Source organism: Tenacibaculum adriaticum (assembly GCF_008124875.1).
Classification (GTDB): domain Bacteria; phylum Bacteroidota; class Bacteroidia; order Flavobacteriales; family Flavobacteriaceae; genus Polaribacter; species Polaribacter adriaticus.
Genome location: NZ_VNIA01000010.1, coordinates 1 through 19,714 on the forward strand (window position 1 = coordinate 1; position 19,714 = coordinate 19,714).

Here is a 19,714-nt window from a genome sequence, read left to right on the forward strand (position 1 = left end):
CGTATATCATAACCTTATTCTACGCTTCTTTCTTTCTGATTTATAACTCTAAATTTAAACAATTGCTAACTTAAGACGTATATAAAAAATTGCTATTTTGTGCTTAACCAATGTTAGTTGCTTTGTTTGCTAGCTTCTGTTTTCCTTCGAAAAATCCTCGCACACAAACACGCAACTTTCCATATACGTAACCGATAGCGAAAACCCATCCAAACTCCACAATCCTTAAAACTAAATTCCAAAAATCAATTGAAATAAGTATCTTTAAGTTTTAACATTAAAACTATTAAATCTTATATGTATACAAATTTGAAATGGAAATAAAAGTTAGACATTCAAAACCTGAAGATTTTATCCTTATCTCAAATTATTTTACTAAAAAGCCAAATGATTATTGGTTAAATATGGGGGTTGATCCAACCAAGCTCCCTAACGAAGAATTTTGGTTAAATAAACTAAACGAAGAGTACATAAAACCTTTACAAGAGAAAAACCTCTTTTATTTAATATGGGAAATTAATGGTGAAGCCGTAGGGCATTCTAATGTAAATAATATTGTCTTTGGAGAAGAAGCTGAAATGCATTTACATATTTGGAACTCAGAGAATACCAAGAAAGGGGTTGGTATGAACCTTCTAAAACTAACAATACCCATGTATTTTAAAGTGTTAAAAATTGAAAAACTATTTTGTCAACCTTATGCTTATAACCCAGCACCAAATAAGGTTATTCCAAGATTAGGTTTTGACTTTGTAAAAAAACACAAACCTATACCTGTGGGTTGGATTCATTTAGATGATGATATGAATAGGTATGTATTATCGAAAGAAAAATTTAATTCAATGAAAGATTTTTTTAAAATTTAAGAAAACAATCTATTTAAACATCGGCATGATCCATTTTAAGAAAATATTAAACGTTGCTCAAATACGAAATACTGACAACTATACGATTAAAAACAGTACCGTTACTTCGTTAGAACTCATGGAAAATGCAGCCAATGCTTTTGTAAAATCCATTGAAAACGAAGATATAGAAGATAAAAAAATCGTTATCGTTTGTGGTGTTGGTAATAATGGTGGTGACGGTTTAGCGATCTCTAGAATCTTAAAAGAAAAAGGAATTGTTACCGAAACCGTATTGGTAAAATTTAAAGAAACACTTTCACCTGATTGTGCTGCCAATTTAAAACGATTACACCGTTTAACTACGCTTTACGAAGGATCTACGCTACCCGATTTTTCAAATTACGATATTATTATTGATGCCATTTTTGGTTCTGGTCTTTCAAAACCCGTACAAGGTTTTATTGGTAAAGTAATTGAGGCGATGAATGACTCTAAAAAAATAATTTTTTCAGTCGATATTCCTTCCGGGATGTATTGCGACACGATTTCTGATTCTGAATTTATTGTAAAATCAGATTTGGTCATTACATTTCAAAGACCTAAATTTTCTTTCTTTTTTCCTGAAAATGCACCCTATGTAAAAAACTGGACAGTGGCCAATATTGGTTTGGATGAAGAATTTATCCAAAGTCAAGAAGCCAACGAATATCTGTTAGATACTGTTATTTCTAAACATGTAAAAGTTAGAGAGCGACAGTCGCACAAAGGTTCGTATGGTCACGCATTAATAATTGCTGGTTCTTACGGAAAAATGGGAGCTTCGGTTTTAGCATCGAAAGCTTGTTTACGCAGCGGTGTAGGTTTATTAACCATGTATATTCCTAAATGCGGATATGATATTATACAAACTTCCGTTCCAGAAGCGATGTGTATAACCGATGAAAATTCAAACTTCATTACACAACTGCCTAATATTTCAAAATACAGTGCTATTGGAATTGGACCTGGAATTGATAAAAATTCACAAACAGTCTCGGCTGTAAAACAATTATTAGAACAAAGTAAAAGTTCTATTGTAATAGATGCGGATGCGATTAATATTTTATCCGAAAACAAGGAATTAATCAAACTCATTCCTAAGAATTCTATTTTAACTCCACATATTAAAGAATTCGATCGATTGGTTGGTGAAAGCAAAAACTCTCTAGAACGATTTCAAAAGCAACGAGAATTTTCAGCCAAAAACAACTGTATTATAGTCCTTAAAAATGCCTACACAAGTATTTCTTTTCCTGACGGAAAATTATTCTTTAACTCTTCAGGAAACCAAGGAATGGCAACTGGTGGAAGTGGTGACGTACTTACAGGAATCATTACTTCTCTACTAGCGCAACACTACACACCAGGAGATGCTGCCTTAATTGGTGTTTTTTTTCACGGAAAAGCAGGCGACAAAGCCGCAATACAAAAAGGATACAGCGCGTTAATTGCTTCCGATATTATTGACAATATCCGAATCGAAAAAAATTAATTTTTCCTAAAAGATTGTAAGAGAATAGCAATTCCCATTACTAATGCACAGCCAAGTAAATTCAACCATAAATACGGTAACCAATCTAAATACCAAACAATTATAATTAGTATTTGAGTTATAAGCGCTGCCACAAAAACAGCGTTCGATCTTACATATTTTATAAAAAATGCTAACAGGAAAATTCCGAGTACATTACCATAGAAAATAGAACCTATAATATTTACAAGCTGAATTAAATTATCAAATAAATTAGCTACACATGCTACTGAAATTGCGAGAATTCCCCAACCTAACGTAAACCACTTCGATGCTTTTACATAATGTGCTTCACTCCTATCTTCTGTTTGATTTCTTTTGTATAAATCGATGGCTGTGGTAGATGCCAATGCGTTTAACTCTGATGCAGTTGATGACATGGCTGCCGATAAAATTACCGCTAACAACAAACCAATGAGTCCTTTTGGTAAATTATGTAAGATGAAATGAATAAAAACATAATCTTTATCGTTCGTTTCTACCTCATCATTAGCCTTTGAAATAATCGCTTTGGCTTCTTCTTTTACTAATTTATCTTGCTCATTAAGTTCTTGTAACTCTAATTTTGATTGAGCCGTTAATCCAGAAAAAATCAACTCCTTTTTCTGAGTTTCTATTTGCTGATGTTTCGTTTCTAAAGATTGATATTCCCCATAAAACTCAGAATTCTCTACCGCTTCATTAGCTTTCGGATTAAAATTCAAAGGTGAAGCATTAAATTGATAGAATACAAAAACCATTACCCCAACCAACAGAATAAAAAACTGCATGGGTACTTTTAGTAATCCGTTAAAAATTAATCCTAACTGGCTTTCTCTAACCGATTTCCCTGATAAATATCGTTGCACTTGGCTTTGATCAGTCCCGAAATAAGAGAGCATTAAAAACGTCCCACCTAAAAAACCTGTCCAAACTGTGTAACGGTTATTTAAATCAAAAGAAAAATCTAGTACTTGCATTTTATCTGAAGCGCCAGCAATTTCTAATGCTTTGGTAAAAGTGATTCCATCTGGTAAATATTGAAGAATTAAATAAAAAGCAATAAACATACCTGCAAAAATTACAGCCATTTGCTGTTTTTGAGTAACACTAACCGCTTTTGTACCACCAGAAACTGTGTAAATAATTACCAGAATTCCTATAATAATATTCAGGGTAACCAAATCCCAACCGAGAACTGCCGACAAAATAATAGCTGGAGCAAAAATGGTGATTCCTGCTGCTAATCCTCTTTGAATTAAGAATAAAACAGCAGTAAGTGTTCGTGTTTTTAAATCGAAACGACTCTCAAGGTATTCGTAAGCCGTGTATACATTCAACTTATGGTAAATCGGAATAAACACCAAACAGATAATTACCATAGCAATTGGTAACCCGAAATAAAACTGTACAAAGCCCATTCCGCTATGAAACGCTTGCCCTGGTGTAGATAAAAATGTAATCGCACTGGCTTGTGTTGCCATTACTGATAAACCAATCGTCCACCATTTAGAATTGTTTCCACCTTTAATATAATCTTGAACGTTTTTGTTTTTACGAGTTACATAGGTTCCGTAAGCAACAATAAACAGTAAAGTAGTACCTAAAACACTCCAATCTAATAAAGATAATTTCTCCATATTACGAATTGTAGGCTTTAGTAATTAAATAAAACAAAACGATGTAAATAATATTGGCTACTAAAACAAGCGTGTATTCTTTTTTCCAACTGGAATTTAATTTCATTAGTTTGGTTTTAACTTTTTATGACCTGTAAACAAATTAACACATGCTTAAAAAGCACCAATTTGTATGTGCTACAAAATACAAATTGATAATTAAAACAATGGGTATTTAACATATCCTTAAGAAATACAACAAGTTTTAATATAGTGCAAATACCCTTTTTAATACCTAAAAAATAATACAGCTTGTTACCTAATTTTACATTTTAATAATTATCTTCTGGCACATCATTAAGTGTTTTTATGTAAGCAATAATTGCTTTCTGTTCTTTATCTGTTAACTCTAAATTATCGAAAGGAAGTGTTTGATGTGGCAACTCAAAACCTAAACCTGCTCCACCTCCTTTATTGTAAAAATCTAGTACTTGCTCAAGGGTTTCGTAGACACCATTGTGCATATAAGGTGCTGTAAGATCAGCATTACGAACCGTAGGCGTTTTAAACATGCCATAATGCAAATCAGACTTATACCTCCAATAAAAACCTAAATCATCGTCTAGTTTTTTGTTTTGAGCAGTTTCTGGTACTCCAATTACTTCTTTTTCTGTTTCTTTAAAAAACGGAGGAACTGTACCATTTGTTAACGGCATAAAATGGCATGTTGCGCATAAGGCCTTCCCCATAAACAAATTCACTCCTAATTTTTCTTCATCGGTAAAAGTGTTTTCTTCTGCACGCATATTTTTATCGAACTTAGAATCAAAGCCATTTAATGTTGAGATATAAGAAGAAATAGCTTTAATAACTTCAATATTCTTTTTAGGAACTTCTCCAAAGGCGTCTTTAAACAACTTAACGTAGGTAGTGTCTGTTAAAATTTTATCAGAAAATTGATGAACATTGGTATTGAATTCTTGCTTATTATTAAATACTGATGATATTTGATCATTTAAAGTTTGAGATCTCCCATCTAAAAAGAAATTTTGTTGAAACAACGTATTTATAAGCGTTGGTGTATTTCTTTGTAGTTTATTCCCTGTATTATCATTACTGGTAACTAAACCATCTGAATATGCTTTATCTGGTTGATGGCAAGTAGCACACGACATCGAGTTATTTGCTGATAATTTTTCATCAAAAAATAATTTTTTCCCAAGCTCTATTTGTTTTGTTGATGGATTCCTGTTATTTGGCTGTGTAAAAAAGGTAGTATTAAATGAATTTTTATCAAAGAAAGTTGGAGCGTCAAAATTAAACGGAGTTGTATTTACAGGTTTCCAAATATCACTTTCTTTTCTTATTGCAACCCAATTTCGAGTAATTGGATTCATATAATCTCGAATGAATGTATATCTATCAAAAGTATCAAAATCATTATTTTTATTGATGAAGCTTATTGCTTTTGAAATATTTTTTAAAAACTCTAAATCAAGCGCTTCATTTTTAGATTTTATAATTGATTGAATGCTATTCTCATATACAAACTGTAAACTTTCGAGTGAAATACTACTTTCGTTAATTCCTAAATGACTAACAGGCGTATCAAAACCAGAAACTCCTAAGCTTATAATTCTAAATAATTGTTGGTGTGTTGCTATAAAAAAACGTTGAGGGTTGAGTTTTCTATTCTCAATATTTTTTTTCAGTACAAACAAAAGACCTTTCGTTAACCTAATTTCTTCTTGGTATATATCATTTGCTACACCTCCATCGTAAATTGATTCTTCTATTTTTTGAAGTCCAATAGGTTCTAAAACCCTTTGTGTATCGTCAGTTAAAATAGGTAATGCAGGTCCGTTTGCTCTATGACCTACTTCAGGATTTAAATAAGAAGCATACGGCTCAGCTTTTTTAAATGCTGTTCTTAACTCGGTAAACAAGCTTTTTGCTTCTTTACTTTCAGGAGGAAACATTGCTAATGAATCAATATATATAAGTGCTTCATTTATATTTTTCAAATAAAAACCTTGTACATTATCAAAGTTTACGATTGATGTTACAGCTTTTTTACCTTCTTTATTTTTACAAGAGGTGATGATAATTAAAAAAAATAGTACAGAATAATTAAGTATATTTTTTATGCTCATAATTAGTGTTATTTAATAGAAAAAAGCCTCCCCTAATAATGGGAGGCTTATAAAAATATCTTTAGCAAGAACTATCTTGGTAATCCTTTTAATAATACGATTTGCCCACCTTGATTATGAGGGAAAGCTGTTCCTTTTACAAAATCATCACTTTGCCAATAATGTGGCTGTAAGTTTAACATAAAAGTATTTGGCTCTCCAAGTTTGTCTGAAACATCCGTTAAAGCACCAAATTCACCGCTAACACCAGTACTACCTCCTTGAGCTAAATCTTGTCTTACTACCAACTCTAATACCACTCTAGTATTATTTCCATTAAGATCAGATTGATAAATGTATGCTGAATGATTTCTACTGAATGAATTTGGATCTTCTTGAGTATAGATAAAATTATCTGTAACACAAATATTATCAGGACTTTGTAATAGATCTACATTCCCATCCATATTATTAGTATCAGTATTACCACTAATTACCTGCGTTAATTTTCCTGTTAATGGTGAAGCTGTATCTAATTCTAATTTATAAACTGTTCCCCAGTCATTATAAGTTCCTGCTCCAGGACCACGTCCTGTTACAGCAAAATAGACATTTCTACCGTTGGAATCAGAACCTTTTTGATAATCTATATCTTCTACTCTCATAAATGCAGAAGCTTGAACAGCAACACAAGCATCTTCCATTTCATTTTTAGTAAGATCTTTTCCGTTTGCTATTTCAACAAACTCAACATCATAGGTCTTTTGAAAATCTAAATTACTTTCATTATATATTGTACCAGCTGTTACATCTTGAACACCTCCTGCTCCGTCAGAAATTTGCTTTAACCTTAAAACATATATTTTTCCATTTTGTAAATCATCATCTGCGTTTTCAGAATAATAAAGAACAACTTGTCCTTCAGAACCACTAGAATCATCATCACCACCAATAATTACAGTTTTTCCTGAATAAGCGTCTTTAGGTAATGGCACTGCATTTTCCCAAGAAAATTCACCTAAAGCATCTAATCCAAAATCTGCTGTTGGTGTAGGCGTTACAATGTATGGATCAATACCTTTTACATCATAAGCAATACTTTCTGAAGCAGATAAGAAAAGATCTGACGAACCTCCATGAATATCGGCTTCCCACATAGTTCCTGAACATTGGCGTGCAAAATCTGCCACATCAGAATTTAACAACCAATCTCCTTTTAAAGGATTCATAAATTCATCAAAATAAATACGAGAAACTGCATGATCATCTTCTGCATTTGATATATAAAGATAACCATTGCTATTTGGGTCTTTTAATAAACCTGCCCCATCTTGAGCACCTAATAAAACAAAATCGTTAGATAATACATCTGTAGAACTTAGTAACGAATAAGCTTTAACATAATTAAATTGAGAATGAATTGCTACTAATGGTTCTAGCGAAGATTTGTTTTCAAAAATAGTTGCTCCTGGTATAAAATCTTCACCATCGGTACCATTTTGCCCATCAACACCGTCTACTCCATCTTTACCATCTATTCCATCTGTACCGTCTTCACAACTCATAAAAGTTGTAAAAGAAATTGATAATGCTAATAAAACTATTAGCGTTTTTGTCATTTTTTTCATTGTTAGTTTTAGTTTGAGTTAAATTTCACTTCAAAATAACGACACGTTTTTAAAGTGTTGGTATTCTTAATTTTAAATTCACATCAACTAAAAGTTAACAACATTATTAAATGATTAATAATTAGAATTATTATAAACAAAAGAAACAACTCTAATAAAGTGATCTTATTTTTTTCAACATTCCGTTTATTTTTTAATTAAAAACTCATTCGTTCTTTTATTTCTATATTAAATATATAAAACTACTTTTGGTTTATGATTTTTGAAACTATTATAAATAATTGGCAAATTGTAATTTTATTTTTTTCAATTGCTGTTCTATATTCTTCTGTTGGTTTTGGTGGTGGTTCTAGCTATTTAGCAGTTTTAGCACTCACTGGAATTGCCTATACACAAATTAGATCTACAGCTTTACTTTGTAATATCATTGTGGTTTTTAGCAATGTATTTCTATACCAAAAACACAAATTATATAACTGGAAAAAAGTACTCCCTTTAGTTTTTTTTAGTATTCCTTTGGCTTTTTTAGGAGGTTATCTTAGAATAAATCAAACGTTCTTCTTTATTCTTCTTGGCTTTACCTTATTATTTGCTGCAATTACTATGTGGGCTTCTAAAAAAATAGTCGTTTCAACACAAAACAAAAAAGACTTTAACACTACAAAAAATGTTGCTTATGGTGGAATTATTGGTTTTATATCTGGGATGGTAGGCATTGGTGGTGGTGTTTTTTTAGCTCCGCTTCTTCATCTAACCAATTGGGATTCTCCTAAGAAAATAGCTGCAACTGCTAGTTTTTTTATCTTAGTAAATTCTATTTCTGGTTTGATTGGTCAATATATAAATCCAGATTTTTTTATCGATTGGCAGCTAACTTCGATATTGCTCTTTACAGTTTTTTTAGGTGGACAAATTGGTATCCGAATAAGTAATAATTTTTTTAGCCCTATTCAACTAAAAAGAGCAACTGCTATTTTAATTGCCTTTGTTAGTATTCGCATTTTAATAAAATACCTTTAATCAATACTAATTAGATTATCTAATTTTAGATATATTTGACACATTAATCACTAACAAAAAATTATGCTAGAAAGTATTTTTACACTATTAATGCTTGTTGCTTTGCAAGCTGTTTTAGGTTTCGATAACTTATTATACATTTCATTAGAATCTAAAAAGGCTCCATCATCTGATCAAAAAAAAGTTAGAAAAGTGGGTATCTTAATAGCAATTGTGCTACGTATTGCTTTATTATTCATTTTAGTTTCTATTATTGACTTTTTTCAAGAACCTTTTTCTTTTTTAACTGGTGAAATAGAAAATGTTGCTCATTTTGCTTTTAACGGACACAGTATTATAGTCTTATTAGGAGGCGGTTTTATTATCTATACTGCGATGAAAGAAATTTGGCATATGATATCTACACAAGGTCTTGATATTTCTGAAATGGCTACCGAGAAAACAGTCAAATCATCAAATGCTGTTATTGCTAGCATTGTTTTAATGAATTTAGTTTTTTCTTTTGATTCAATTTTAGCTGCGATTGGGCTTACTAATGACATAGAAAATTCAACTACTGCTTTTATTATCATGGCAATAGCCATTGTTTTTAGTGGCTTATTAATGCTTTTTTTAGCTGATAAAATTTCTGTATTCTTATCAAAAAACAGAATGTATGAAGTATTAGGATTATTTATCCTTTTTATCGTTGGAATTATGCTAGTTACTGAAGGTGGTCATTTAGCGCATTTAAAACTTTTTGGAAATGAAATTGTACCTATGAGCAATACCACTTTTTACTTTGTTATCGCTATTTTAGTCATTACTGATGTTGTTCAAGGTCGTTATCAAAAAAAATTAATGGCCCAAAATAAAAATACTAAGTAATACTTTATTGTAAGGTATAATAAAAAAAGCAATTCTTATAGAATTGCTTTTTTTATTGAGTGTAAACATTACTTTTAATAAAATTCAATTCGCAAGAAAGTTGAAATTATCGTTTTTAAACAACGAGTAGCTTTTTCAACTATCTTTACAGCCATCTATTTTAAAGCATAATTTTGAAAGACATTTTACTTATAACACCTCCATTTACTCAATTAAACACACCGTATCCTGCAACAGCATACTTAAAAGGTTTTTTAAATACAAGAAGTATTGGTGCATTTCAAATGGATTTAGGTATTGAAGTTATTTTGAAGTTGTTTTCAAAAAAAAACATGCAATTTATATTTGATTTTGCATTCAAAAACAATCAAATTATCAGCGAAAATTGCGAACGTATTTATGCTTTAAAAAATGACTATTTACAAGTTTTAGATCAAGTTATTCTATTTTTACAAGGGAAAAACCAAACCTTAGCTAGGCAAATTTGCTCTGATAATTTCTTACCACAAGCCTCTAGATTTGATCAATTAGACGATATGGATTGGGCTTTTGGTTCTATGGGAATGCAAGATAAAGCAAAGCATTTAGCAACATTATATCTTGAAGATTTATCCGATTTTATAGTAGAATGTATAGATGATAATTTTGGCTTTAGTCGCTATGCTGAACGATTAGGTCAAAGCGCCAATTCATTTGATGAATTATACGATTATCTACAAACAGACACTACTTATATAGATACTATTACTTTACAAATCCTTGAAGAACGTCTAAAAACTATACAACCTAAATTAGTCTGCATTTCAGTCCCTTTTCCTGGTAATTTATATAGCGCATTTCGTTGTGCTCAATTTATAAAAAAGAACTACCCGGAAATTAAAATTTCAATGGGCGGCGGTTTTCCTAATACAGAATTACGTTCGGTTTCAGATGAACGCGTTTTCGAGTTTTTCGATTATGTTACACTAGATGATGGTGAATTACCTGTTGAATTATTAGCATCTAACGTTTTAAACCCACATGAAGATAATCCTGATTATAAACAATTCAAAAGAACATTTTTATTAGAAAACAATACCGTAATTTATATTAACAATTCAACAAAACCAGACTATAAACAAAGTGAAGTTGGTACACCAGATTATTCAGATTTATTACTGAATAATTATATTTCGGTGATAGAAATTGCAAATCCAATGCATAGTTTATGGAGTGATGGTCGCTGGAACAAACTCACGATGGCACATGGTTGTTATTGGGGTAAATGCACTTTTTGTGATATTTCTTTAGATTATATAAAAATTTACGAACCCATTGCTGCCAAACTTTTAGTAGACAGAATGGAACGTCTTATAGAACAAACTGGTGAATATGGATTTCATTTTGTAGATGAAGCTGCACCACCTGCTTTAATGAAATCCTTAGCAATTGAGATTCTAAAACGAAAACTCACCGTTACCTGGTGGACGAACATTCGATTCGAAAAAAACTTTACCAAAGACCTTTGTTTATTACTAAAAGCCTCTGGTTGCATTGCTGTTTCTGGAGGTTTAGAAGTAGCTTCAGATCGTTTATTAAAATTAATAGAGAAAGGTGTTAGCGTTGAGCAAGTTGCAAAAGTAACGAGAAATTTTACCGAAGCCAACATCATGGTACATTCCTATTTAATGTATGGTTACCCTACACAAACCGTTCAGGAAACAGTTGATAGTTTGGAAATGGTGAGACAACTTTTTGAAATTGGCGTTTTACAATCGGGATTTTGGCATCAATTTGCTTTAACTGCTCATAGCCCTGTTGGCTTAAATCCTTCAGCTTACGGAATTACCCCAAACTATATAGATATCTCGTTTGCTAATAACGATATTGATTTTAAAGATAAAACTGGTATTAATCATAGTAAATTCAGCTTAGGTTTAAAAACATCCTTATTCAATTTTATGCATGGTATTTGTTTTGATGCGCCTTTGCAAGAATGGTTCGATTTTAAAATTCCAAAAACAACTATTCCAAACCATTTCATAGAAAACTGCTTAAATTCTGATATTAACTTTAGCATTAAATCAACAGCAAAAATAATTTGGTTAGGCGGAAATCCGATAATAGCTAATCTCACCAAATCAAAAAGAGGTCATACAAAACAAATACTCCAACTAACGTTTCATGATAAAATGGAAACATTTCAAATCGTATTAGAAAAAGAAAAAGGAGAATGGTTTTTAAATATTTTACAGAAAATAACTCTTAGTAATGAAAAACAAATGTCTTTCTCTCAATTAAAAACAGACTTTGAAACTTATTTTGAAGATTTTGAATTGTTCTGGTTTTCAAAACCTATACGTACACTAAGAGACCACGGTTTGTTGGTTTTATAATATAATTGTTTAGTAATAAAAAAAGGCAATTCTATCGAACTGCCTTTTTATTTTATTTAGCTACATTTTATCCTAACCATGCATTTAACATCCAAATTGTTTTTTCTTGTTCAGAAATAAAATCACTCATCATAGAGTTTGTTCCTTCATCATCTGCTTCTGCAGATAAATCTAAAATCTCTCTTTCTATTTTTAATAATTCTGAAAGTGAATCAACAACCAAGCTTACTGCTTCAACATCCTTACTAATATTTTTTCCAACAGGAACTTTAGCAGCTTTTATATAATCATCAAACGTGTGCAAAGGAGTTCCTTGTAAGGTTAAAATTCGTTCTGCTATCAAATCAATTTTTAATTGAGAATCAGTATATAACTCTTCAAATTTCATATGTAATTCAAAGAAATTTTTACCTTTAATATTCCAATGTAAGCCTCTCAAATTCTGATAATATGTTTGAAAATTAGCTAATAATTTATTTAAATCTATTACTAATTTTTCTGATTTTACTTTATCTAATCCTAGAATTGTTTTTGTCATAACTTATTTATTTTTTATGTTGTTTTTGCTTTTCTTGTCAAATTTACTTTAATTTTAATAAAATAAACTATAATTATAATTGATAGTTTTAATATATTTATCAAAAAATATTATAAAATGACCATTACACAATTAAAATATACACTTGCTGTTGCAGAATACAAAAATTTTACTGTCGCTGCAGAACATTGTTTTGTAACACAACCAACATTGAGCATGCAAATTCAAAAATTAGAAGACGAATTGGATGCCAAAATATTCAACCGCTCTAAAAAACCTATTGAATTAACACCAGTTGGTACACGAATAGTTGAGCAAGCTAAGGTTATTGTAGATGAAAGTAATAGAATTATGGATATTGTTCATCAACAAAAAGGATATATTGGTGGAGAATTTAAATTAGGAATTATACCTACTATAATGCCAACTTTACTTCCTATGTTTTTGAAAAACTTTACCAAAAGTTATCCTAAAGTTCAACTAATCATTGAAGAATTAACTACTGAAGAAATTGTAAGAAAATTAATGGATGGTCATATAGATGCAGCCATTGCCGCAACTCCTTTAGAAAATGAAGCCATCAAAGAACGCGTTTTATATTATGAACCTTTTGTAGGGCTGATTCCTGAAGGACATCGTCTATTCAAAAATGAAAAGCTAGAAATTGAGGAAATTGAACTGGAAGATATTCTATTGCTTGAAGATGGACATTGTTTTAAGGATAATGTTTTAAACTTATGCAGAGCAAACAAAAAAGATACTAAAAAGCATTTTCAGCTTGAAAGTGGAAGTTTTGATACTTTAATCAAATTATCTAAAGATGGTTTAGGTATGACACTTTTACCTTATTTAAACACTTTAGATTTAAATGAAAAAGACAAAACATATCTACGTGAATTTGTTTCGCCTCCTCCCGCAAGAGAAGTAAGCTTAATTTATCATAAATCGCAACTTAAAATGCAATTGATAGAAGCTTTAAAATCTACGATAGATGGGGTAATAAGAGGTGCCATTGCCTTTAGCGATGTAGAAATTATAAGTCCGTTACAAAAGGCTTAAAAATAAAAAAGGAAGCTGTTTAGCTTCCTTTTTTATTTATGAGTACATTTTTTCTCTTTGCTCTTTCACTTTTGGATCATCTAAATAATCATCAAAAGTTGAGTATTTGTCTATAACTCCTTTCGGTGTAATTTCTATAATTCTATTTGCTACTGTTTGTGCAAATTCATGATCGTGTGTTGAAAACAATACTGTTCCTTTAAAATTAATTAACGAGTTGTTTAATGCTTGGATAGATTCTAAGTCTAAGTGATTGGTTGGTTCGTCTAACATTAAAACATTTGCTCTGGTCATCATCATTCTAGATAACATACAACGTACTTTCTCTCCTCCAGACAAAACATTGCTTTTCTTTAAAGCTTCTTCTCCAGAGAAAATCATTTTACCTAAAAATCCACGTAAGAACACCTCTTCTCTTTCCTCTTCTGTTTGAGCATACTGACGTAACCAATCGACCAAATTTAACTCACCATTTTGAAAATACTCAGAATTATCTGCTGGTAAATACGATTGTGTTGTCGTAACACCCCAATTATATTCTCCCGCATCTGCTTTTTCGTTTCCCGAAATTATTTGATAAAATTCGGATACTGCTTTAGAACTTTTAGAAATTACAGCTACTTTGTCTCCTTTATTTAAATTGATATCAATATTAGCAAACAGTGCTTCTCCTTCAAAATTCTTTGCTAAACCTTCAATATTTAAAATTTGATCTCCAGCTTCTCTATCTCTATCAAAAATGATCGCCGGATAACGACGACTAGAAGGTTTAATTTCATCTACATTTAATTTCTCAATCATTTTCTTACGAGAAGTTGCCTGTTTAGATTTTGCTACGTTAGCAGAGAAACGACGAATAAATTCTTCTAATTCTTTCTTTTTATCTTCTGCTTTCTTATTTTGTTGAGCTCTTTGTTTTGCCGCTAATTGACTTGACTCATACCAGAAAGTATAATTCCCTGAATAATTATTAATTTTACCAAAATCGATATCAGAAATATGTGTACAAACTGCATCTAAAAAGTGACGGTCATGAGATACTACAATTACTGTGTTATCATAATTTGCTAAGAAATTCTCTAACCAAGTAATGGTTTCAAAATCTAAATCGTTGGTAGGCTCATCCATAATTAATACATCTGGGTTTCCAAACAACGCTTGTGCTAATAACACACGTACTTTTTTCTTCGAATCTAAATCGGCTAGTAAAGTATAATGATCGTCTTCTTTGATTCCTAAGTTTGATAATAGAGTTGCTGCAGCAGAATCTGCATTCCAGCCATCCATTTCTTCAAATCGTACTTGAAGCTCTCCTATTCTTTCTGCATTTTCATCTGTATAATCGGCATATAAAGCATCTATTTCAGATTTGATTTTGTGTAATTCTTTATTCCCCATCAACACAGTTTCCAAAGCGGTATACTCGTCAAAAGCATAGTGATCTTGTGTTAAAACAGACATTCTCTTACCTGGTTCTAAATGAACATTTCCAGAAGTTGGATCCATTTTACCTGATAAAATCTTTAAAAAAGTTGATTTTCCTGCTCCATTAGCACCAATAATTCCATAGCAATTTCCTTGCGTAAACTTAGTGGTTACTTCATCAAACAAAATTCTTTTACCAAACTGAACTGATAAATTAGAAACTGATAACATTCTTCTTTTTTTTAAATTCGCTGCAAAAATATAAAATCTCTTTTCGTTATAAGAATTTGAGATCAATTATTTATACGTTAAATAACTTTAAAATTATTTCTTTTAACACCGAATTAACAAGTAGATTTGTGGCTTATGTATATTTTTGAACGTTAGACTAAATTTATTTAGCAATAAGAAAAAATGAATAAATATTTAATACCCTTTTTATCTATATTATTAATTGGTTGCAAAGGTTCTAAAGAGGATAAAACAGCTTATTTTGGAGGTAAGATCATTAACCCAAAAAGTGATTTTGTTGTCTTATATAATAATGATGATGTTTTAGACTCTATAAAACTTACTGAAGAGAATACCTTCACAGGAAAATTAGAGGCGATAAAAGCAGGTTTATATTATTTTAAGCACGGACCAGAACACCAATTTGTATATTTAGAACCTAAAGATAGTTTATTACTCCGTTTAAACACATGGGATTTTGATGAATCTTTAGTTTTTAGTGGTTCACATGCTGATAGAAATAATATTTTGATTGAAACTTTTTTACAAAACGAAATAGATCACAGAAAATTCTATAAATATTACTCTTTATCTGCTGAAAAATTTAAGGCAAAAATCGATTCAACTAAAACCAAAAAATTAAAAATACTTGAAGAATATAAAATGGCTAACGAAGATGCTTCAGATGACTTTTTAAACATTCTCGACATTGCTTTAACATACCCTTTATATACAAAACTAGAAAATTTTGTTATTGACAACAGCTTAAAAAAATCGCCTGAAGTTTTAAATAATGATTTTTTAACTCATAGAAAAATTATAGATATTAATAAGGATTCTTTGATGTTTTTCACTCCTTATAGGGATTATGTTTATGCTAATTTATACAGTGAAGTTTATCAGAAAAAAATTAAAAAAGATAGTGATGAATTTACAATATCCTTATTAAGGGATATTGATTCGAAAATTCATTCACCTCAACTTAAAAACAAAATTTTAAGACGAGAAACTATTCGTCATTTTTACAATAAATCTAGTTGTCAAATTAACAAAGAAGCTTTTAATACTTTTTTATCTCTTTCTTCAAATAATGAAGACAAAGAAATTATATCTAAACTATTAGAAGATGTAAAGCTAGTAAAAAGCAAGCATAAAATACCTTCATTTACCGTTATGGGCGCTAATGGAAGTATGGAAGCTATAGAGAAATTGATAAAAGGAAAAAAAACAGTTATTTATTTTAGAAATAAAATACATTCTTCTGACGACTGGGTAGCTTCTCGTATAAATTATTTAATTAATAAAAATCCTGACACTCAATTTCTTGTTATAAATATTAATGAAGAAAAGAATGAGTTTGTGAAACAATTAGATATTAAACATCAATATTATCTTAACCAAGGCAGTAAAGCACATTCCTTTTTAACAAGTAAATTTCCTCGTGTAATATTAGTAAATAATAAAGGAATTGTTGAGAATGCTTTTGGCGCTTTATCATCAGATAAAATTGAAAAACAAATCACTGATTTATAAAAAACTGGATTTTTATCTGTTAATTGCTTTATTTAATGTACTTTTGCGCCGTCCAAAAACTCACATATATAGTGAGTTAGAATAAAATTAATTAGAATTCGCGGGTGGGCATCTGTGAATTCGATAAAAATCACAGTATGTCAACATTTTTAGATTTAGGCTTGCAAGAGCCTATTACTCGTGCGTTAACTGATTTAGGTTATGAAAAACCTACAGTTATTCAGCAAAAAGCAATTCCTCAAATTATTTCTTCTAATGCAGATTTAAAAGCATTTGCACAAACTGGAACCGGTAAAACTGCCGCTTTTAGTTTACCCATCTTAGAGCAAATAGACCAAACCAATATGAATACGCAAGCGATTATTTTATCGCCAACGCGTGAATTAGCGGTACAAATTGGTAAAAATATAGAGCAATTTTCAAAATATTTGCCAAACCTTAAAACAACAACTGTTTATGGTGGAGCAAATATTGAAGAGCAAATTAGAAAACTGAAAAAAGGGGTTCAAATAGTAGTAGGTACCCCAGGTAGAACAGTAGATTTAATTAACCGTAGAGCCTTAAAGTTAGGTAATATAAAATGGGTTGTTTTAGATGAAGCTGATGAAATGCTTAACATGGGGTTCAAAGACGATTTAGATAACGTTTTAAGCGCTACACCTGAAACAAAACAAACTCTTTTATTTTCAGCAACATTTCCAAGAGAAGTGGAAGCAATTGCTAAAAATTATATGACTAGTCCTGTAGAAATAACTTCAGGGGAAAAAAATACAGGTTCAGATAATGTAAGCCATGAGTATTACTTAGTTACTGAAAAATCTCGTTACCCAGCTCTAAAAAGAGTTGCTGATGTAAACCCTGATATTTACGCAATTGTTTTTTGTAGAACACGTAGAGAAACTCAGCAAGTTGCTGATAATTTGATTCGTGATGGTTACAGCGCAGATTCTTTACACGGAGACCTGTCACAAGGTCAACGTGATAGTGTAATGGAAAAATTCCGTAAGAAGAGTATACAAATGTTAGTTGCTACAGATGTTGCTGCTCGTGGAATTGATGTTAATGATTTAACACATGTTATCAATCATAAGCTGCCAGATCAAATTGAAAACTACAATCACCGTAGTGGACGTACTGGTCGTGCAGGAAGTAAAGGTATTTCTATTGTTTTAGTAAACAATAAAGAAAAAGGACGTTTAAGCTATATTGAACGAATTATAAAAAAGAAGTTTATTCACACACCTGTTCCTTCCGGAAAAGAAATCTGTGAAAAACAATTATTTAATATTATCGATAAAGTTCATAATACTGAAGTTAATACGGGTGAAATCGAAACGTTCTTACCAAGTGTATACGAAAAATTAGCTGATTTATCTAGAGAAGAGTTAATTCAGAAATTTGTTTCTATGGAATTCAATACGTTTTTATCGTATTATGAAAATGCTCCAGATTTAAATAACTTATCCTCTAGAGATAGTGCAAGAAAAGGTGCATCTAGCGAAAACATGACTCGTTTCTTTATCAATCTAGGTAGAAAAGATAAATTAAACCCTGCAAAATTAATCGGTTTAATAAACGATCAGAAAGTTGGTGATAAAATAGAAATTGGCGCGATTGACATTTTAGATACTTTCTCTTTCTTTGAAATTGACAAGAACTATCAAGAGGCTACCTTAGAAGCTTTTAAAACAAACGAACCTGAATTTAGTGGTCGTTATGTTAATATTGAGATTACTAAAAGTGATCGAGGAAGCGGTGGTCGTGGAGGACGTCGTCAAGGCGGTAAAAAACCATTTGGCAATAAAGATAATGGTGGTGGTTTTGGTAGAAGAAGAAGTGCTGAAAATTCTAAATCATCAGGAGGAACTGGAAGAAGAAATAATAATCGTTCTTCTGAAAGTAGATCTTCAGATAAAAAAACCAGTGGTTTTGGTAGAAGACGTAGAGAAAAATAAAAGGATATTAATAGATAAAAAAAAGGAGCTTAAAAAGCTCCTTTTTTTTATCTATTAATTCAAACTAACTACTAACTAGCCATATCGAATTCACTAAAGAAAAACTTATTTAAAAACTTATTAATAGCTTTCTCTGCTTTTCCTTCTTCGATAGTTAAAGTACTTTCTACTTTATTTTTTACAACAGGAGACATCTCTTTATTCCAATCTCTATAAGATTCAAATTCATTCAACAAAGAACTTAATCTTAACTTTAATGTTTCGTTAATCTGTAAACTCTCTATATTCATAATAACTCTTTTTACTTCACTTTTATAGAGCAAAAATAAAACCAATCTTAAGTTTTACCATTCAAAATTGTTACATCAGCAAACAAATTATAAATAGCTCATTTTGAATATTTTAAATATTTACAATTTGATTATGTAACAAAATTTTAAATGATTTAAATAAGGAAGCTATTATGATAATTTAAAATCAGGAAATATAAAAAACCATCTATCAGATTATAAAGATGCATCCAACAAACGCTCTAAAGTAAAAATTGGATATAAAAAAAGGAGCTTTTTAAGCTCCTTTTTTTTATCTATTAATTCAAACTAACTACTAACTAGCCATATCGAATTCGCTAAAGAAAAATTTATTTAAAAACTTATTAATAGCTTTCTCCGCTTTTCCTTCTTCCATGATTGAAGTACTTTCTACTTTATCTATTTTAACAGGACCAGTAAGTATTTCTTTATTATAACCTCTGTAAGATTCAAATTCATTCAGCAAAGAATTTAATCTTAACTTTAATGCTTCATCAATTTGTAGATTCTCAATATTCATTATAATTCTTTTTTTTATTTCACTTTTATAGTACAAAAATAAAACCAATCTTAAGTTTTATCATTCAAAATTGATACAAGAGCAAATAAATAGTAAATCGCTAA

General features: G+C 30.5%; 15 protein-coding genes. 8 read left to right on the top strand and 7 right to left on the bottom strand.

The window, feature by feature from the left end; translation table 11 throughout:
• Positions 1–314 precede the first annotated feature (314 nt).
• On the top strand, positions 315–866 hold the full coding sequence (locus C7447_RS14485; protein WP_148871241.1) for a GNAT family N-acetyltransferase: 552 nt from the start codon (positions 315–317) through the stop codon (positions 864–866).
• Positions 867–891: 25 nt separating this feature from the next.
• The gene (locus C7447_RS14490) at positions 892–2,379 is read left to right on the top strand and encodes an NAD(P)H-hydrate dehydratase (protein WP_148871242.1); all 1,488 of its coding nucleotides are present in this window, start codon (positions 892–894) and stop codon (positions 2,377–2,379) included.
• On the opposite strand, the gene C7447_RS14495 is transcribed toward C7447_RS14490, so the two are convergent.
• From C7447_RS14495 to C7447_RS14505, 3 genes are all read right to left on the bottom strand, one after another.
• Complete coding sequence (locus C7447_RS14495; RefSeq protein WP_148871243.1) at positions 2,376–4,037, bottom strand: sodium:solute symporter; 1,662 nt, start codon at positions 4,035–4,037, stop codon at positions 2,376–2,378. The two genes, C7447_RS14490 and C7447_RS14495, sit on opposite strands and share 4 nt — an antisense overlap.
• A 311-nt stretch (positions 4,038–4,348) precedes the next feature.
• Positions 4,349–6,169 carry a cytochrome-c peroxidase gene (locus C7447_RS14500; RefSeq protein ID WP_148871244.1) on the bottom strand — a complete coding sequence of 607 codons (1,821 nt, stop codon included), beginning with the start codon at positions 6,167–6,169 and terminating at the stop codon, positions 4,349–4,351.
• 71 nt (positions 6,170–6,240) lie between these two features.
• On the bottom strand, positions 6,241–7,767 hold the full coding sequence (locus C7447_RS14505) for a PhoX family protein (RefSeq protein ID WP_148871245.1): 1,527 nt from the start codon (positions 7,765–7,767) through the stop codon (positions 6,241–6,243).
• 264 nt (positions 7,768–8,031) lie between these two features.
• Between C7447_RS14505 and C7447_RS14510 the strand changes: the two genes are divergently transcribed.
• The 3 genes from C7447_RS14510 to C7447_RS14520 all read left to right on the top strand — a co-directional run bounded on the left by C7447_RS14510 (position 8,032) and on the right by C7447_RS14520 (position 12,038).
• The gene (locus C7447_RS14510; protein WP_148871246.1) at positions 8,032–8,796 is read left to right on the top strand and encodes a sulfite exporter TauE/SafE family protein; all 765 of its coding nucleotides are present in this window, start codon (positions 8,032–8,034) and stop codon (positions 8,794–8,796) included.
• 63 nt (positions 8,797–8,859) lie between these two features.
• A complete protein-coding gene (locus C7447_RS14515) occupies positions 8,860–9,663 on the top strand; it encodes a TerC family protein (RefSeq protein ID WP_148871247.1) in 804 nt (267 codons plus the stop codon).
• A gap of 173 nt (positions 9,664–9,836) precedes the next feature.
• Positions 9,837–12,038, top strand: coding sequence for a B12-binding domain-containing radical SAM protein (locus C7447_RS14520; RefSeq protein ID WP_148871248.1), 2,202 nt, complete (start codon positions 9,837–9,839; stop codon positions 12,036–12,038).
• Positions 12,039–12,105: 67 nt separating this feature from the next.
• Here the strand turns inward: C7447_RS14520 and C7447_RS14525 are convergent, their stop codons facing one another.
• Complete coding sequence (locus C7447_RS14525) at positions 12,106–12,576, bottom strand: Dps family protein (protein WP_148871249.1); 471 nt, start codon at positions 12,574–12,576, stop codon at positions 12,106–12,108.
• 117 nt (positions 12,577–12,693) lie between these two features.
• Between C7447_RS14525 and C7447_RS14530 the strand changes: the two genes are divergently transcribed.
• Entirely contained in the window at positions 12,694–13,635 is a 942-nt protein-coding gene (locus C7447_RS14530) for a LysR family transcriptional regulator (RefSeq protein ID WP_148871250.1), read from the top strand.
• Between the two features lie 36 nt (positions 13,636–13,671).
• Here the strand turns inward: C7447_RS14530 and C7447_RS14535 are convergent, their stop codons facing one another.
• A complete protein-coding gene (locus tag C7447_RS14535; protein WP_148871251.1) occupies positions 13,672–15,291 on the bottom strand; it encodes an ABC-F family ATP-binding cassette domain-containing protein in 1,620 nt (539 codons plus the stop codon).
• A 183-nt stretch (positions 15,292–15,474) separates the two neighbouring features.
• Between C7447_RS14535 and C7447_RS14540 the strand changes: the two genes are divergently transcribed.
• Together C7447_RS14540 and C7447_RS14545 are read left to right on the top strand one after the other, a co-directional pair.
• Positions 15,475–16,824 carry a hypothetical protein gene (locus C7447_RS14540; protein WP_148871252.1) on the top strand — a complete coding sequence of 450 codons (1,350 nt, stop codon included), beginning with the start codon at positions 15,475–15,477 and terminating at the stop codon, positions 16,822–16,824.
• A gap of 137 nt (positions 16,825–16,961) precedes the next feature.
• A complete protein-coding gene (locus C7447_RS14545) occupies positions 16,962–18,779 on the top strand; it encodes a DEAD/DEAH box helicase (RefSeq protein ID WP_148871253.1) in 1,818 nt (605 codons plus the stop codon).
• A gap of 71 nt (positions 18,780–18,850) precedes the next feature.
• Here C7447_RS14545 and C7447_RS14550 read toward each other — a convergent pair whose 3' ends face one another.
• On the bottom strand, positions 18,851–19,069 hold the full coding sequence (locus C7447_RS14550; RefSeq protein WP_148871254.1) for a hypothetical protein: 219 nt from the start codon (positions 19,067–19,069) through the stop codon (positions 18,851–18,853).
• Positions 19,070–19,385: 316 nt separating this feature from the next.
• A complete protein-coding gene (locus tag C7447_RS14555) occupies positions 19,386–19,610 on the bottom strand; it encodes a hypothetical protein (protein WP_148871255.1) in 225 nt (74 codons plus the stop codon).
• Positions 19,611–19,714: the final 104 nt, after the last annotated feature.

Bases quoted from the DNA above. Each gene is read 5' to 3' on its own strand.
- C7447_RS14525 (WP_148871249.1), bottom strand. From the start codon at position 12,576: ATGACAAAAACAATTCTAGGATTAGATAAAGTAAAATCAGAAAAATTA.
- C7447_RS14500 (WP_148871244.1), bottom strand. From the start codon at position 6,169: ATGAGCATAAAAAATATACTTAATTATTCTGTACTATTTTTTTTAATT.
- C7447_RS14485 (WP_148871241.1), top strand. From the start codon at position 315: ATGGAAATAAAAGTTAGACATTCAAAACCTGAAGATTTTATCCTTATC.
- C7447_RS14555 (WP_148871255.1), bottom strand. From the start codon at position 19,610: ATGAATATTGAGAATCTACAAATTGATGAAGCATTAAAGTTAAGATTA.
- C7447_RS14510 (WP_148871246.1), top strand. From the start codon at position 8,032: ATGATTTTTGAAACTATTATAAATAATTGGCAAATTGTAATTTTATTT.
- C7447_RS14545 (WP_148871253.1), top strand. From the start codon at position 16,962: ATGTCAACATTTTTAGATTTAGGCTTGCAAGAGCCTATTACTCGTGCG.
- C7447_RS14505 (WP_148871245.1), bottom strand. From the start codon at position 7,767: ATGACAAAAACGCTAATAGTTTTATTAGCATTATCAATTTCTTTTACA.
- C7447_RS14530 (WP_148871250.1), top strand. From the start codon at position 12,694: ATGACCATTACACAATTAAAATATACACTTGCTGTTGCAGAATACAAA.
- C7447_RS14515 (WP_148871247.1), top strand. From the start codon at position 8,860: ATGCTAGAAAGTATTTTTACACTATTAATGCTTGTTGCTTTGCAAGCT.
- C7447_RS14540 (WP_148871252.1), top strand. From the start codon at position 15,475: ATGAATAAATATTTAATACCCTTTTTATCTATATTATTAATTGGTTGC.
- C7447_RS14535 (WP_148871251.1), bottom strand. From the start codon at position 15,291: ATGTTATCAGTTTCTAATTTATCAGTTCAGTTTGGTAAAAGAATTTTG.
- C7447_RS14550 (WP_148871254.1), bottom strand. From the start codon at position 19,069: ATGAATATAGAGAGTTTACAGATTAACGAAACATTAAAGTTAAGATTA.
- C7447_RS14490 (WP_148871242.1), top strand. From the start codon at position 892: ATGATCCATTTTAAGAAAATATTAAACGTTGCTCAAATACGAAATACT.
- C7447_RS14495 (WP_148871243.1), bottom strand. From the start codon at position 4,037: ATGGAGAAATTATCTTTATTAGATTGGAGTGTTTTAGGTACTACTTTA.